Raw genomic sequence first — 15,249 nt, 5'->3', positions numbered from 1 at the left:
CCCACTGCAAACCCCTAAAACACCAATCGATCGGGCCCGAACAGCCTAAAGCCTGCCGTACGCCCCGGCCCCCTTGCCGTTCGTCGGGCCGCGCGGACAGTAGCCGACCAGGGAGTACGCGCCACGTATTCCTGATGCTCTGCGGCCCGACGAGGGTCGACTCGACACAAACGGAGGACTTCAATGAAGCCCACAAGTGAGCTCGCGCAGTTCGTCGTCTTCGGCAACGACAAGAGGGAGCTCATCGCAGTGGCGAAGGCCACGGCGGCGCGCTGGTACGGGAGTGGGGTCAAGGTGAAACTCGACATCATCGCGAGCCTCGCCGGCGACGCCCCCGCCGCGGACGGCAAGATCTGGAAGGCCGTCACGGTGGCCTCCCCCAAGGACCCCATGGACCACGTCAGCAAGGACAACGAGATCTGGCTGACCATGTCCGGCTTCTTCGTCAAGGAGAGGTCGGAGGTGGCCGACAGGGTGGCCCCCATCGCCAAGAGGTTCTTCGTTGACGGCTACCGGATCGACGGATTCACGGCGGTCCTGGAGGGGTCGACGGACGGAACCGACGGCGAGTGCTGGCGGGTGTCCGGCATCAAGATCATCGAGGAACCGGTGCTCTCCGCGTGGTGGCACGCGGCACCGCGGCCTTGATCGAACTGCGGGCCTCCCTCCTCGCCCGAAGGGGAGGAGGGAGCCCCGCCCCCTTTAGAGCAACCGCTCGCTGCCCTTGCCTCGGGGTCAGCCGACTACTTCGCCGGTTTCCTGGCCGTACTCGTCGCGCATCCGGGTTGGGACGATCTCGACGGTCAGGCCCGGTAGGGACCGTACTGGGGTGCGGCCTGCCGCTGGGCGGATCGACTGGATCAGGTCGTCCAGTGCCGTTTCGGGGATGCCTACCGACAGGGCGCCGTCGTCCTGGTGTTCCAGTGTGAAGCCGTCGGTGGGTTCGAAGCGGAGTACGGCGTTCTCGGACTGGAGGACCAGGGGGCGGCCGAACGGGAGGCGGCCGCGCAGCAGCCGGCGGATCGTCGGCGCCTGCAGGGCGCCCAGGCGCAGGGTGATGCCGTCTTCCTCGTGCCAGTCGGCGGTGGACACGAAGAGCATGCCGCTGCTGGAGCCGTCGCGTTCGATGCCTGCCTGTACGGCCGCTGCCAGTTCGGGGTCCGACAGCAGCGAGGTCCGGTCGATGTCGGTGACGTAGAGCGGCAGCCGGGGGGCCAGGACGTCCAGCAGCGACATGGTGTTCCACTGCCGGGCCGCCTCGTACTCCTCCGGCGCCAGCCCGACGATCTGCAGGAACTGGAGGCGGCCGTGCGGGGTGGAGGCCGTGCCCAGCTCGGGGTCCTCGGCGAACATGATCGCGCGGATCGCGGAGTCGTCCCGGTCGGCGGCGATCGGGCCGTTGACGTCCATGTGGTGCCCGGCCTCGAACCAGTTGCCGGAGGTGTACACGTACCGGGCCAGGTTCTGCAGGAGGTTCGCGGGCCAGATCGGCGGGGTGTCCTCTGAGCGGGCCAGCCGGAAGGTGAATTCGAAGCCCCAGCCGGAGACCTCCGGGTCGCTCCCGGGGTCCTTCTCGTACAGCTCGCTCATGCCGTACGAGACGTAGTGCCAGTGGTCGGTCCTCGGGTAGGCGCTGATGCCGTCGAGGGGGTCGTTCCCGCCCAATCGCCAGCGGAGCAGCGTCCCCCAGTGGTGCGGCTCGGCGTCGCCGTAGACGGGTTCGAGGGCGCGGTCGATGGCCTCCCAGCCAGCCGCTTTGGACTCGTCCATGGGCGTTCACCATAGGGGCGTCGGTGGTGGGTACGCGGAGACGTGCCGGAAAAACCTGAACTTCTCCCTACATTCAACGGTCATAGAGACAAGACTGGCGTCAAGGGGGTGCGCACGGGACTGCTCGCCTCCGTCCCGGTGGTTTACTGGGGGCGGGTAGTGCAATGAAGACCGTGCAGGCGGGGGGCACCGTCCGGCACGCGCCCGACCCTCGTGTCCCGGCAGTCATTTGAACCAGCAGGACCGTATCCGCAGTTGAGTGAGGAGTTAAGCGGCATGAGCATGGGCCACGAGGTTCGCTACCGCGTGCGCGGAGGCCGACGGTTGCACGGCACCGTTTTCATCCAGGGCGCGAAGAACGCCGTCCTGCCGATGATCGGCGCCTCGCTGATGGCGTCCAAGGGCCGCACGGTCCTGCGCAACGTCCCGATCATCGAGGACGTGCGGCGCGCGGTGGAGCTCGCCCGCGCGGTCGGCGCCAAGGCCGAGCTGCACGAGGCCGAGCGCACCCTGGTGATCGACGCCTCCAGCCTGGACAGCCCGGTGCTGCCCGCCGACATCGCCTCGCGTTTCCGCGGTTCGTTCCTGTTCGTGCCCGCGCTGCTGCACCGGCTGGGCGAGGCGGTGATCGAGGGGGTCGGCGGCTGCAACCTGGGCAGCCGCAACTTGGACTTCCACTACAACGGCTTCAAACGGCTCGGCGCGACGGTCACCGAGCAGATCGGCGCCAACGGCGCCGGGCAGATCCACATCAAGGCCGGCGACCTGCGCGGCGGCACGCTCTACTGCGACACCCCCTCGCACACCGGCACCGAGAACCTGATCATGGCGGCGGCGCTGGCCCGCGGCACCACGCTGATCAAGAACGCGGCGCTGGAGCCGGAGGTGCTGGACAACATCAAGCTGCTGCAGGGGATGGGCGCCCGGATCAGCGGCGGCGGCACCGGCTTCGTCACCGTCGAGGGCGTGGACGAGCTGTCGGCCGTCGAGCACACCGTGATGCCGGACCGGATCGACACCGGGGTGTTCGTGATGGCCGCCGCGATCACCGGCGGCGATCTCAGCCTGGTGGGCGCCAACCTGGAGCACCTCGGCGTCGCCGCCGACAAGCTGGAGCAGATGGGCCTGGAGTTCCACCAGCAGGGCGCGGTCCTGCAGGTGCGCCGGGAGCGCGGGCTGCGCCCGATCAACGTGATCACCGACGAGTACCCGGGCTTCGCCACCGACCTGCAGTCGCCGATCATGGCGCTGTCCTGCCTGGCCGACGGCCCGTCCTACATCTACGAGCGGATCTTCGACGGCCGGTTCAAGCTGGCCGACGAGCTGACCAAGATGGGCGCCGACATCGAGGTCAACGGCAACCGGGCCAAGGTCAACGGCCCGGGCGGGCTGCGCGGCGCCGAGGTCGAGGCGCACGACCTGCGCTGCGGCAGCGCGCTGGTGCTGGCCGGGCTGGCCGCCGAGGGCGAGACCACCATCACCTCCGCGTACTACCTCGACCGGGGCCACGCGCACACGGCCGAGCGCCTTTCGCAGCTGGGCGCGGAGATCACCCGCGAGACCCTCTGACCGTGCTGTGACGGACCCGCGGCCCGCCCGGACGTTCCGGGCGGGCCGCGGCGTCTCCGGGACGGCTTTCGGGCTGTCCGCCGGTCGCCCTGACAGAGGGCCTGACCCTCCCTTCTGACCGCCATCTGACTTCCCGGACCCCAATCCGGCCCTTCGGAGCCGGGCGACGGGCACTTTTGCTGGCCGATGGTGGTCGCGCGGGCGTTCGTCGCCGGCCGCGCGGCCACGAACGGTCTGGAACCGTCCAACCGCCAGGACGACCGTATGACCGGCAGAAACTTACGGTCGCACGCGTCCCGCAGCCTTCGCGCACGAAAAAAGTGCGGATCACTCGCGTTTCTGGGGTCAGTGAAGCCGATCGGTCGAATTTCGGCCCCTGCGTAAACTAATCGGACGCCGCACGGGTCCCTGTAGTGCACATCGGCGCCACAGGCAGGGCTCTGCGGCGTTTTCGGGTCTTGTTTTTCAACTTCGGACGACCGAAGATGCAGGATCAAGACTGACCGATTGGTGACAAATTACTGACTAGGGGGTCGCGTAGGTTACTTTTTCGCCGCACTCTTGATTCGATTTCGCGTCTGGGCGTCACATCAGGTCGCCCTGACCCGATCTGCCCACTGAGGGAACGAATCGCGGGATTGCGGTGCAGGGTCAGAAGGCAGGGGCGACAAGCCATGAGTCAACCGTTGGGCGGAGCGTGCGCGAACGCATGGCCGGGGCAGGACCCCCACCAAGAGGATGGTCGGGAAGCGAGCGATCGCCGATGACGACCACGAGAACGGGCTCGGTTACCCCCGACCTCACTATCGGCGTCGTCGGCCCGCATGACCTGGTCGAACGGGTCATGCTGATGGGACATGGCCCCACGCCGGTGCCGAGCCGGCTGGTGGCCGCCGCATATCGGGACGAGCAGGAGGCGGCCGACAAGGTCGTGCGGCTGGGCTCGGGGGTGGACGTATGCCTGTTCGCCAGCCCGGTGCCGTACGACTTCGCCCGCAAGGCCGGCGTGCTGACCATGCCGGCCACCTACGTGCCGCTGAACGGCGCCGCCCTGCAGGGCGCGCTGCTGCGGGCCTCACTGGACGAGCGTTTCGATCCGGGCCGGGTGAGCATCGACGTGCTCGGCCGGGCCGAGGTCGAGGAGGCCTACGCCGAGATCAGCCTGGGCACCGAGCAGGTCCACCTGCGCGAGGAGGCCGCCGGGCCGGGCACGCTGGCCGCCTTCCACGAGCGGCTGTGGCGGCGCGGCGCGACCACGGTCGCGATGACCTGCGTGCACGCCACCGCCGAGCGGATGGAGATGGCCGGGGTGCCGACCATCCGGGTCCGGCCGACCGGCGCGGCGATCCGCAGCTCGCTGCAGACCGCGGCGCTGCTCGGCGCCCACCACCGGCTGGAGGAGTCGCAGCTGGTGGTCGTGCTGGTGGACGTGCCGACGCTGCGCGAGACCCCGCGCCGCGTCACCCCCAGGTACTGGCGCGACGAGCTGAAGCTGGCGCTGCACCGGGTGCTCCTCCAGGAGGCGCACCGGATGAACGCCTCGGTGTGGCCGCTGGACGACCACAGCTACCTCGTCATCGCCACCAGGGGCTCGGTCACCGCCAGCACCGAGGGCTTCCGGACGCCGCCGTTCGTGGAACGGGTCCGTGAGGAGCTGGGCCTGGCGATCGAGGTCGGGATCGGAATGGGCCGTACGGCGCACGAGGCCGAGACGCACGCCCGCGCCGCGCTGGCCCGCTCGCAGAGCTCCCAGCGCGCGCAGGGCTTCGCGCTCGACCGCGACGGCCGCGCGCTGGTGCCCGCGCCGCGCACGCCCCCGCGTGCGCAGCCGCAGGCCAAGCCGAAGGGCCTGGAGATCCTGGCGCGGCTCGCCGACAAACTCGGCGACCAGGAGCAGCCGCTGATCGTGGACGCGGAGAACGCCGGCAAGATGCTCGGCGTCACCCCGCGCACCGCCCGGCGGTTGCTGCGCACCCTGGTCGAGGAGGGCCTGGCGTGGCCGCTGCCACCGAACCGGACGCCGCAGCCGGGCCGGCCGCGGCAGCTCTACCGGCTGATCGTCGAGAAGCTGGGCCCGAAGGCCGGAACCTGACGGCCGCTGTGTTCATTGCAATCCTGGCCCAGGGCACTCGCCTAGCGGCTCGCACCCTGACCAGGCTTGGTGCGAGCGCGACATCGCTTCGCGATCTGGCCGGTGAGGCTCGCCTTCGGCATCGTCTCACCGGCCAGGTAGCGCGCTCGCGCGGTGGCTGGGGCCAGGCAACACGGGATCAGCGCGGCCCCGGCACGCACCTGGATGCCGCTCGCTGTGGACGGGCCCTAGCTGCTGTGGGGGTGCGAAACCGCCGTTGGAGCCGGACGCGGCAGGAACGCGGCGGACCAGAACACCCAGGACCGTTCGGGGTGTTCGGCTGAGCAACTCATGATCAGTCTTTAGCAACGGTAGGCCTTGGCGATGGCCAGGAACGCCTCGTTCTCCTCGGGGGAGCCGATGGAGACGCGTGCGCCCTCACCGGCGAAGGGGCGGACGCTGACGCCCTGGGCGTCGCAGGCCGCGGAGAAGTCCATGGTGCGCTCTCCCAGCCGTAGCCAGACGAAATTGGCCTCGGTGGGGGGCACGGTCCAGCCGTCCGCCAGTAGGCCGTTACGGACCCGCTCGCGCTCCTTCACGGTGCTCTCAACCCGTTCGAGCAGCTCGTCGGCCGCGGCGAGGGAGGCGACGCCCGCGGCCTGGGCGATCGCGTTCACGCTGAACGGCAGGTAGGTCTTCCTGATCGCCTCCGCCACCACCGGATGCGCCGCGAGGAAACCGGCCCGCAGCCCGGCCAGTCCGTAGGCCTTCGAGAACGTCCGCAGCACCGCCAGGTTGGGACGGTCCTGGTAGAGGCCCAGGCCGTCGGGGACGTCGGCGTCGCGGATGTACTCGCGGTAGGCCTCGTCCAGCACCACCAGGCAGTCGGCCGGGACGCGGTCGAGGAACGCCTCCAGCTCGGCGCGGCGCACGACGGTCCCGGTCGGGTTGTTCGGGTTGCAGACGAAGATCAGCCGGGTGCGGTCGTTGATCGCGTCGGCCATGGCGGCCAGGTGGTGCGTCTCGTCCCGCAGCGGCACCTGCACGGACGTGGCCCCCGACAGCGCCACCAGCAGCGGGTACGCCTCGAACGACCGCCACGCGTAGATCACCTCGGCGGCGGGCTCGGCGACCGCCTCCAGCAGCATCTGGGTCACCCCGACCGAGCCGCAGCCCACCGCGATGTGATCGGCGGGGATCCCGTAGTGCGCGGAGATCGCCTCCGTCAGGGCGGTGCAGTTGTTGTCGGGGTAGCGGTTCGCCCGTTGCGCGGCCTCGCCGATCGCGGCCAGGACGGAGGGCAGCGGCCCGAACGGCGACTCGTTCGACGACAGCTTGAACGAGCGCCCCTCGGGCGAGACCACGACCTTGCCGGGCTTGTACGCCTGGAACCGGTCGAGCACGGAGCGGAAGCGCGGGCTGGTTGCCTCGGACACCGTTGTCCTCCTCGTTCTGCGGTGGTGCGCCTCAGCCTACGGAGTCGTCCCCGGACCGGGGAGGTCCGCCCTGCCGCATCATCCAGCACACGGTGACGATCCTGACGAACTCCCAGTCGCGCGTGCTGTCGGGCCACCAGCCCCGCTTGAACGCGTCCTCCGCGAAGCCGTGCAGGTAGGTCATCAGCGCGTCCGGCTCGGGATGCGAGCCGCCGGGCCCCACGAGCAGGTCGCGGACGGCCGCGGCGTGCTGGTCGACGTCGGCCGCCAGGGCCGGCGAGCCGGCCATCTCCGCGATCCCGGCTTCGCCGATGTCCCGAACGAGAAATCCGAGCTCTTCGGACAAATCGCCATCCATAGCCCCCCAAGCTAGCAATCCCGGAGGAATGGCATGAACGGTCCGCGGGACTGGCCTGACCAGGTCAGGGGCGGGGACGCAGCATCGGCGGGCGCAATTGCTCCGCGTCGCCCCGAACGTAAAGTTGGGCGGGCCGGCCGCCGTCCCGGGTCGTGGTCCGCCCCGTCGGGATCAGGAACCGGTCCGCGCCGGTCACCTTCCGGTGGAAATTGCGGGGGTCGAGCCCGGTCCCCCACACGATCTCGTACACCCGGCGCAGCTCGGCCACGGTGAACTCGGGCGGGCAGAACGCCGCCGCCAGCGAGGTGTACTCAAGCTTCGCCCTGGCCCGCTCCACGCCGTCGCAAAGGATCCGCCGGTGGTCGAACGCCGCCCGATCGCGCTCCTTGAGCTCGTCCACGGCCGTCCACAGCACCTGCGCCCGGCTGGACGCCGGCAGGTCGGGCGCCAGGCCCAGGTAGGCCACGCTCACCACGCGCTGCCGGGGATCGCGGTCCGGATACCCGTAGGTGGCCAGCTGCTCCAGATGGATCCGCACATCGGCCAGCCCCGCCCGCTCCGCCATCATCCGCGAGGTGGCGACCGGCAGGTCCTCGTCCAGCTGGATGAACCCGCCCGGCAGCGACCAGCATCCGTCGTACGGCGCCCGGTCCCGCCGCCACGTCAACGCGCTGAGCCGCTGCTCCCGCACGGTCAGGACGACGAGATCAACGGTGACGGCAAGCCGGGGCACGGACATGCCCTCAACACTATGGGGAGCGGGCTTCCACGGCGGGCAAAGACGAACCCCGCGCTCCCAGTGGAGCGCGGGGTTTCTCGGCGTCAGTCGTTTTCGGGCTTGGTCACCGGGACGGCCGGGACCGTGGCGCCGTTGTGGCCTTGGCCGTTCTGGGTGCCGTTCATGTTGTTGAGCAGGGAGCGGGCCAGGCCCAGGCCGGTTCCGCCCAGGGTGAGGGCCTTGGCGAGCATTTCGTCCACGCCCTCGGCGCCGTTCAGGACGACCATGTTGTCGACGTTGCCGAACACGCCCGCGCCGGCCTCGACGATCTGGGGCCAGTTCTCGGCGAGCTGCTGCGCGATGACGGCCTCCTGGTTCTCGGCCAGGGCCGCGGCACGGGCCTTGATCGCCTCGGCCTCGGCCAGGCCCTTGCGGCGGGTGGCCTCCGCCTCGGCCTCGCCCATCAGGCGGACGGCCTCGGACTCGCGCTGCGCCTTGAGCTGGACCTCGGTGGCCGCGGCCTGGGCGTAGGCGATGCGCTCCTCGCGCTCGGCCTCGGCCAGCTTGACCTGCTCGTAGGCCTTGGCGTCGGCGGGCTTGCGGACCTGGCTCTCCAGCTGCCGCTCGGTGCGCTCGGCCTCCAGCTCGGCGTTGCGGGTCTCGCGCTGGATGACCTCCTGGCGGGCCTGCTGCTCGGCCTGCTTGACCTGGCCGTCGTACTCGGCCTTCTTGATCTCGGTGTCGCGGATCACCGCGGCCTTCTGCCGCTCGGTCTCCTGCTCGCGCTGGGTGGCCTCCTGGTCCCGCTCGGCCTCGGCGATCCGGGCGGCGGAGGCGACCTTGGCGGCGTGCGGGCGGCCCAGGTTCCTGATGTAGCCGGTCTCGTCGTCGATCTCCTGGATCTGCAGCGAGTCGACGACCAGGCCCAGCTTGCTCATCTCGTCGGCGGCCGAGCTGCGCGTCTCGCTGGTCATCCGCTCCCGGTTGAGGATCAGGTCCTCGACGGTCAGGTTGCCGATGATCGAGCGCAGGTGGCCGGTGAACAGCTCGTGGATGGCGTTGTCCACGGAGTCCTGCTGCTCCAGGAAGCGCCGGGCGGCGTTGGCGATGGAGACGAGGTCGTCGCCGACCTTGTAGATGACCACGCCGCGCACCTTCACCGGGATGCCCTGCTGGGTGACGCAGTGGACCTCGAGGTTGGCGGCGCGGCTGTCGAGCCGGAGCCGGCGGGCGACCTGGAAGCCGGGCAGCACGGACGTGCCCTTACCGGTAATGATCTTGAAGCCGAGGCTGTCCACGCCGTCGATCGGCTTGGACCTGGCGCCCAGCCCGGAGATGATCAGGGCTTCGTTCGGTTCCGCCACCCGCCAGACCATCTTGAAGAGAATGATCAGGACGATGACGGCGACCGCGATGACCGCCACCATGATCACGGGCATACGACCTCCTCAAGGAGCGGGAGGGCCGGTCCGGCGCGACGGCGGCGGAACCGAGCACCCTCGATGTCGCCCCTTTGACGCAGGAAACGGACGTTCGGTTTTGCTTTCGGCCGATATCGGACGGAAATCGAACGCCCTGTCGAATCAGACGATGGCCTGCGCCACGTACACGGTGCGGGGCGGGTGGTACTCGACGACCACCACGATCATGCCGACCGTGTACTCGTCGCGCGGATCGCTGGGGTGGGCGTAGAACGCCTCCACCCCGCCGCGGATCGGGATCATGACCTCTCCGACCAGACCGGGTCCGATCTTGCCGGTGACCCGGCCCTCCTTGCCGATCAAGGGCTCCCCCGCTCGTTCAGCCGTCAGGTACGGGAACCGTATCCGCTCCGCCGAAGGGGTCGCGACTGTGATCGGCGATCAGGGCAGGACGCGATTGGCCTGCGCGTCGGCCTGCCGGGCGAGCTGCTCGGCCTCGGCGCGGGTGGCGGCGGCGCCGATCAGGCTGATCGTGGCCAGGTAGCGGCGGCCGCGCAGCACCACGTACCAGGTCTTGACGTGCGACTGGCCGCTGACGGTGGTGACCCCTACCGTCCGCGAGCCCTCGCCGATGGTGCCGGGCGGGGCCTCGAACACCCGGTGCTCGGCCCACTGGTCGCCGACCTTGGTCCGGAACGTGACGCAGCCGGCCGGGACCCGGGCGTTCACGTGCTTGGCGGCCGTGTCGGCGGGCAGCGCCATGAGCGTCTCGGTGACGTTCTGCCCGTTGTCCTTGACGAACGAGGCGATCGCGGTGGGGGCGCTCTCGTCCATCGGCGGCGAGCCGGGACGGGCGCCGCCGGCGTTGCTGCACTTCGGCTTGTCGAGGGTGACCTGGCGCTGGAGCTGGTTGAAGTTCTGGATGGACTTCAGGCCCCCGTACTCGCCGGAGTCGGTGTCGCCGGACCGCCGGTAGCCGACCGGTTCGGTGAGCAGCGCCTGTTCGAGCTGGTCGGAGGTGTAGAAGGTACCGGCGAGCCTGGCCCGCCCGTTCGCGTTCACCTGCTTGGTCCGGTCATCGCCGTCGCCGCCGCACGCGACCGCGGCCGTGGCCGTCACCGTCAGGAGCATCGCCGTCGAAAGGAGCCTGTGGGCCATGCCTGGTGACATTACGGCGGGCGCGGCCGGATCCGGTTCCGGCGACACGCCTTTTGACCAAGCGGGGCACCCGGGATCACATGGAGGCGTTGGCCCGGTCGTTGTAGGTGCCGGTGTACTCCTGGCCGGACATCTTGTGGATCGTCTCGACGATCTCGTCGGTGATGGCGCGGCGGGCCTTGCCGGGCGGGAGGTCGCGGTAGTGGGTGAAGTCCATCGGGGCGCCGATCCGGATGGTGGGCCGCGGCCCGAGGATGCGCGGCCTGGACGCGCCGATCGGCTGGATCTTCTCGGTGCCCTCCAGGGCCACCGGGAGCACCCGGGCCCCGGAGGCCAGCACCAGCCAGCCGACCCCGGTGCGGCCGCGGTAGAGCCGGCCGTCGAGGGAGCGGGTGCCCTCCGGGTAGATCGCGAAGGCGCCGCTGTTGGCCAGGACGTCCCTGCCCTGCTCAAGTGCCGACATGGCGGCCCGGCCGACGCCGCGCTGGATCGGCACGTGCCCGAGGGTGGTCAGGAACCAGCGGACGAACCAGCCCTTGAGGCCCTTGCCCTCGAAGTAGTCGGCCTTGGCGACGTACGTCACCGGTCGCGGGATCGAGAGCGGGATGATGAAGCTGTCGATGAACGACAGGTGGTTGCTGGCCACGATGAGCGGCCCGTAGAGCGGGACGTTCTCGAGCCCCTCGACCCGCGGCCGGAAAAGCGCGCGCAGGATCGGGGCCACGACGCGCGCCATGAACGTGTAGAACACCCAGCCTCCAGAATTCGGCACCGCCACTGTAACGTCTGCGCCGATCCATCCCCCACCGCGATCGGTCTATCCTCCCGACGACGCGCGCACCGGAATGGTTTCCGCGCAGGTCAGCGCGGCGACGGGTGAGGATGTGCCAGGCTTGGAAGGGGGTGGCGGAAGTCATCGACATTGGACGGCCGATCCAATCCCCGGACCATTTCTTACCCAAAAGTAGGTTTCCGATCGGTAGCCGAACCGGCCGGATTGGGGCGTCCCCGGTCCGGGCACCGGCGAAGATCGGTTAACGTCGGGGACGTACGGGGCGACCAGGACCTTTGCCCTGCGGACTTGGATTGCGGGCGCGGGTGCGCGATCCTGGGGGCGACCAGGGCCGGTCGCGGGTAGCCCATACTCGGGGCGGGAGGTTGCCCATGGACTTCGACGTGAATCTGCTCCGTCAGGATCGCTGCGCCGTCGTGCGGGTGCGCGGCGAGATCGACGTGGTGTCCCGCGAGCCGTTCGAGGCCACCATCGCGGAGGCGCTGGATACCGGCGGCCCCATGGTCGTCGACATGCGGCAGGTCACCTTCTGTGACTCCACGGGCCTCAACGTGATCGTCACGGCCAACCGGCGCGCCATCGAGCGCGGCACCGCGATCGCACTGGTCGCGCTGCCGCCGCGGGTGCGGCGGGTGTTCCGGATCACCGCCGTGGACGAGTTCATCCCGATCTACGACACGCTGCGGGAGGCGATCACCGCACTGCCCTCCACCGCGTCCCCCTCCTGAGGCGCTCCCGGTCAGGAGCAGCCCTCGAACTGGGGCACGCTGGTGGCCAGCCGCAGGCCGGACTTGGCGAACCACTTGTCCAGCAGCCGCTGCGCGTGGCCGGACTGGTACATCTGCGTGATCGCCCGGTTGACCGCCTCGCAGCCGTCCAGATCGCCCTTGCGCAGTCCCACGCCGTACTTCTCGTCGGTGAACGGAGCGTTTATGATCTTCACCGGGCGGCCCGCGGCGAACCCGGCCAGGATCAGGTCGTCGGTGGAGACCGCGTCGATCCGCTTGTCGGCGAGCATGGTCATGCACTGGCTGTAGGTCGGCGACCGCACCCGGACCGCGGGGATCTTGCGTTCCTCGATCACCCGCCGCCAGGAGTTCGAGCCGGCGACCTCGCACAGCCGCTTGCCCTTGAGGTCGCGCACGTTGCGGATCGAGTCGTCGTCCGCGCGGACCAGGGTGTCCTGGTGCGGCACGTAGTACGGGCCGGCGAAGGTGACCTCGGTCTTGCGCGGCGCGGTGATCGAGTACGTGGCGAAGATCATGTCGACCTCGCCGCCGGCCAGCGCCCGCTCGCGGATCGACGACGGGGTCGTCCGGAACGTGACCCGGTCCCGCGGCACGCCCAGCCGCCCGGCGACGTAGACCGCCGCCTCGACGTCGAAGCCGGTGTACGCGCCGGTCCCGTCCCGCAGCCCGAGCCCGGGCTGGTCGGCCTTCACGCCGATGACCAGGGACCGTTTGGCGGCGACCGACAGGCGCTCGGCGGCGTCCAGGCCGCAGCCGCCCAGCGCGGCGCCGGCGGCCAGCGCGACGGCCGCCGCGGCCGTCCGGGAGATGCGCATCGTCTGCTCCTCCATCCTCGGCGGTCAGCGGAACTCGGCCAGCCGAGGCCGCACCCCGGCCAGCACCAGCCCGGCGATCACCAGCGCCGCGACCGGGGGCAGCACCGTCCAGCCGCGCAGGCCCCCGTCGGCGGCCCCGATCGCCTCGTCGAACGCGGCGCGGTGCACCGCGGTCTGCCGCACCAGCGCCTGGTCGTACTCCTGGAACGCGCTGATCGCGCCGGCGCTCCCCTGGCTCATCCGCAGCCGGATCGCGCCCGCCCGGTCGCCGCGCGCGGCCATCTCCCGCATCCGGCGGTCGTTGTCGAGCACCACCGCGTACGCGCTCATCGTCCGGGCCAGGGCGCGGTGCTCGGCGGGCGTCCGCGCCTTGGCCGCCTGGTCGGCGTAGAAGCCGAGGAAGCCGATCCGGCGGGGGTCGGCGGCGTAGGCCCGCGCCGTCCGGTCCACCAGCGGGTAGTACGTCTCCAGGTTGAGCGGACGGTCCCCCGCGTTGATGTAGAGCACCGAGAGCGCCTTGTCGAGGTAGGTCTGCTCGTAGGTGTCGGCGCGGCGCGGGTCGAGGAGGTAGCGGCTCTCGTCCGCGAAGGCGCTGTGGCTGATCGCGCGGGCCCGGGACAGCGTCAGCATCGAGTCGAAGCCGTCCTCCTTGGCCGTCCGCAGCTGGTTCGCGTGCCCGGACAGCACGCCCAGGCCCGCCCCCGTCAGCAGCAGCGTCGCCAGCGTCGCCAGCGCCAGCGCGGGGTTGATCGTCCGGCGGAACCCGCGGGCCAGCGAGATCTGCGCGACGATCAGCACGCCCAGCAGCAGCGCGCCCGCGAGGCCGACCCACATCCGCCCGTCCTGGACGGCCTGCCGCTTGTCCTCGTACTCCTGCCGGACGGTCGCGCCGCTGTCGAGGGTGAGGTTGTAGGCGCGGGGCAGCAGTTCCATCCGCATCAGGTCGGTGGCCTGCCGGTAGGCGTCCAGGACGGCGCCCGGCGGCTCCCCGGCCGCGTGCCCGGCCTCCCGGTCGAGGACGAGCGCCTCGCCCACCAGCCGCTCGTACTTGCCGAGCGCCTCCATCGTCTCGCGCACCGTGCGCTGCCGGTCGGCGTCCTGCCCGGCGAGCTGGGCGCCCTGCACCAGCGCCTGGCCGGCCTCGCGGCGGCGCTGGTCGTACAGCTGCAGCGAGCGGTCGTACCCGATGCCCAGGCCGTGCTCCCGGCCGATCAGCAGGACGTCGGCGACCTGGGCGTCCATGTCGCTGAGCGCGAAGAACAGGTCGCCGGTGGCGACGACCTGCGGGCCCGCGTCGTGCCCGATGGTCTGCACGCCGTCGCGGGCGTTCCCGATCGCCATGGTGAGCGCGGCCAGCAGCAGCGCCGCCGCGCCCAGGGCGAGCGCGGCGTGCAGCCGGAGGCGGCCCGGTACGGTCTCCAGCCAGCGGCCGGAGGCGAACGTCCGCAGCAGGCTCCCCGGACGCGCCGCCGACTTCGCGCCGGAACGTGCCGGGGCCTCCTCGGGCGGGGTGGTGGGGGTCTGCGGCGTCGCCTGCGGCGCGGGCTTGGCCGTGGGCGCCGTCTGCGGCCGGCTCATGTCGGCGAGCCTCCCCCCGGCCCCGTCCGCGAACCGTCCGGCGGCCCGCCCTGGAGGCGGAGCGTGATCGTGGTCCAGGCGCCGACGTGGATGCGGTCGCCGTCGCCGACCGGCGCCGGGACGTTCACGTCGATGGGCTTGGTGCCGCCGTTCAGCGTGGTGCCGTTCATGGACCCGGGGTCGACGAGCGTCCACGTGCCGTCCGGCTGGGCGAGCAGCACCGCGTGCGTGTGCGAGACGCCCGGGTCCTCCGGCGGGACGCTCAGATCGATCTCCGGGACGGTCCCGCGGGACACGCTGCGCCGGCCGATGCGGATCTGCTCGCCCGACAGCCCGATCCGCCGCTCCGGACAGTACGGCGGGAACGCGATCGAGGCGGCGTCCGGGCCGCCGATCGCGATCACCGAGTCGTAGTACGCGCGATCGGCGTTGATCACGACCGTCCAGCGCGGGCGGCCCGCCGGATCCGGAGGCGGCGGGACGGATGCCGGCTCCGCCCGCCGCGGCGGCGCGGGCGCGGGCGGGGGAGGGGCCGCGGGTTCGGGCGGTTCGGCGAGCATCTGGGCTGTGTGGCTCACCGACCCGGTCTCGAAGTCGTAGGCGTCCTCCTCGCAGAACCGCCCGGAACGGGGCGTACCGCACAGCGGGCAGGTCTCCCCCGCCTCCTGCGCCGCGGCCTCGGACGGGGCGGCCGGCGCCGCGCCCTCATCGGCGTCGAGCCGGACCCGCGGTGCCCCCGGGATCAGATCCCCGCAGACGTCGCAGAAGTCGCCGGCGCCGGACGTATGGCCGCTCGGGCAGATCGGCATGGCC

The 15,249-nt window shown here is 71.0% G+C and carries 15 protein-coding genes; 4 read left to right on the top strand and 11 right to left on the bottom strand.

The window, feature by feature from the left end; translation table 11 throughout:
* Positions 1–183: 183 nt before the first annotated feature.
* Positions 184–648, top strand: coding sequence for a hypothetical protein (locus ABD340_RS23895; RefSeq protein WP_344591735.1), 465 nt, complete (start codon positions 184–186; stop codon positions 646–648).
* Positions 649–735: 87 nt separating this feature from the next.
* On the opposite strand, the gene ABD340_RS23890 is transcribed toward ABD340_RS23895, so the two are convergent.
* Complete coding sequence (locus ABD340_RS23890; RefSeq protein ID WP_344591733.1) at positions 736–1,770, bottom strand: suppressor of fused domain protein; 1,035 nt, start codon at positions 1,768–1,770, stop codon at positions 736–738.
* A gap of 282 nt (positions 1,771–2,052) precedes the next feature.
* Here ABD340_RS23890 and murA point away from each other — a divergent pair, with 282 nt between their 5' ends.
* Both murA and ABD340_RS23880 read left to right on the top strand, forming a co-directional pair.
* A complete protein-coding gene (gene murA, locus ABD340_RS23885; protein ID WP_344591912.1) occupies positions 2,053–3,339 on the top strand; it encodes a UDP-N-acetylglucosamine 1-carboxyvinyltransferase in 1,287 nt (428 codons plus the stop codon).
* A 763-nt stretch (positions 3,340–4,102) separates the two neighbouring features.
* Entirely contained in the window at positions 4,103–5,431 is a 1,329-nt protein-coding gene (locus ABD340_RS23880) for a transcriptional regulator (protein WP_344591732.1), read from the top strand.
* 341 nt (positions 5,432–5,772) lie between these two features.
* On the opposite strand, the gene hisC is transcribed toward ABD340_RS23880, so the two are convergent.
* The 7 genes from hisC to ABD340_RS23845 form a co-directional block, all read right to left on the bottom strand.
* A complete protein-coding gene (gene hisC / locus ABD340_RS23875) occupies positions 5,773–6,846 on the bottom strand; it encodes a histidinol-phosphate transaminase (RefSeq protein WP_344591730.1) in 1,074 nt (357 codons plus the stop codon).
* A 31-nt stretch (positions 6,847–6,877) separates the two neighbouring features.
* Complete coding sequence (locus ABD340_RS23870; protein ID WP_344591729.1) at positions 6,878–7,192, bottom strand: DUF6401 family natural product biosynthesis protein; 315 nt, start codon at positions 7,190–7,192, stop codon at positions 6,878–6,880.
* Positions 7,193–7,268: 76 nt separating this feature from the next.
* Positions 7,269–7,943: an NUDIX hydrolase gene (locus ABD340_RS23865; protein WP_344591728.1), complete on the bottom strand. Its 675-nt coding sequence runs from the start codon at positions 7,941–7,943 to the stop codon at positions 7,269–7,271.
* A gap of 83 nt (positions 7,944–8,026) precedes the next feature.
* Complete coding sequence (locus ABD340_RS23860; protein WP_344591726.1) at positions 8,027–9,361, bottom strand: SPFH domain-containing protein; 1,335 nt, start codon at positions 9,359–9,361, stop codon at positions 8,027–8,029.
* 144 nt (positions 9,362–9,505) lie between these two features.
* Positions 9,506–9,706, bottom strand: a complete 201-nt coding sequence (locus tag ABD340_RS23855; protein WP_344591725.1) for a hypothetical protein — start codon at positions 9,704–9,706, stop codon at positions 9,506–9,508.
* A 78-nt stretch (positions 9,707–9,784) separates the two neighbouring features.
* Entirely contained in the window at positions 9,785–10,501 is a 717-nt protein-coding gene (locus tag ABD340_RS23850) for a hypothetical protein (RefSeq protein WP_344591724.1), read from the bottom strand.
* A gap of 76 nt (positions 10,502–10,577) precedes the next feature.
* Positions 10,578–11,252 carry a lysophospholipid acyltransferase family protein gene (locus ABD340_RS23845; protein ID WP_344591723.1) on the bottom strand — a complete coding sequence of 225 codons (675 nt, stop codon included), beginning with the start codon at positions 11,250–11,252 and terminating at the stop codon, positions 10,578–10,580.
* Positions 11,253–11,665: 413 nt separating this feature from the next.
* Here ABD340_RS23845 and ABD340_RS23840 point away from each other — a divergent pair, with 413 nt between their 5' ends.
* Entirely contained in the window at positions 11,666–12,022 is a 357-nt protein-coding gene (locus ABD340_RS23840) for an STAS domain-containing protein (RefSeq protein WP_344591722.1), read from the top strand.
* Positions 12,023–12,033: 11 nt separating this feature from the next.
* Here the strand turns inward: ABD340_RS23840 and ABD340_RS23835 are convergent, their stop codons facing one another.
* From ABD340_RS23835 to ABD340_RS23825, 3 genes are read right to left on the bottom strand one after another with little or no spacing between them, the layout of a single operon-like run.
* Positions 12,034–12,858 (bottom strand): glutamate ABC transporter substrate-binding protein, encoded by an 825-nt coding sequence (locus tag ABD340_RS23835; protein ID WP_344591720.1) that lies wholly within the window; start codon positions 12,856–12,858, stop codon positions 12,034–12,036.
* Between the two features lie 24 nt (positions 12,859–12,882).
* Positions 12,883–14,436, bottom strand: a complete 1,554-nt coding sequence (locus ABD340_RS23830) for a hypothetical protein (RefSeq protein ID WP_344591719.1) — start codon at positions 14,434–14,436, stop codon at positions 12,883–12,885.
* Entirely contained in the window at positions 14,433–15,245 is an 813-nt protein-coding gene (locus ABD340_RS23825; protein ID WP_344591718.1) for an FHA domain-containing protein, read from the bottom strand. The genes ABD340_RS23830 and ABD340_RS23825 overlap by 4 nt, the downstream gene beginning before the upstream one ends.
* Positions 15,246–15,249: the final 4 nt, after the last annotated feature.

It is taken from the genome of Actinomadura vinacea (genome assembly GCF_039532545.1).
Classification (GTDB): Bacteria; Actinomycetota; Actinomycetes; order Streptosporangiales; family Streptosporangiaceae; genus Spirillospora; species Spirillospora vinacea.
The sequence above is the reverse complement of the archived record's forward strand: the minus strand, read 5'-3'. Positions and strand labels throughout refer to the sequence as shown.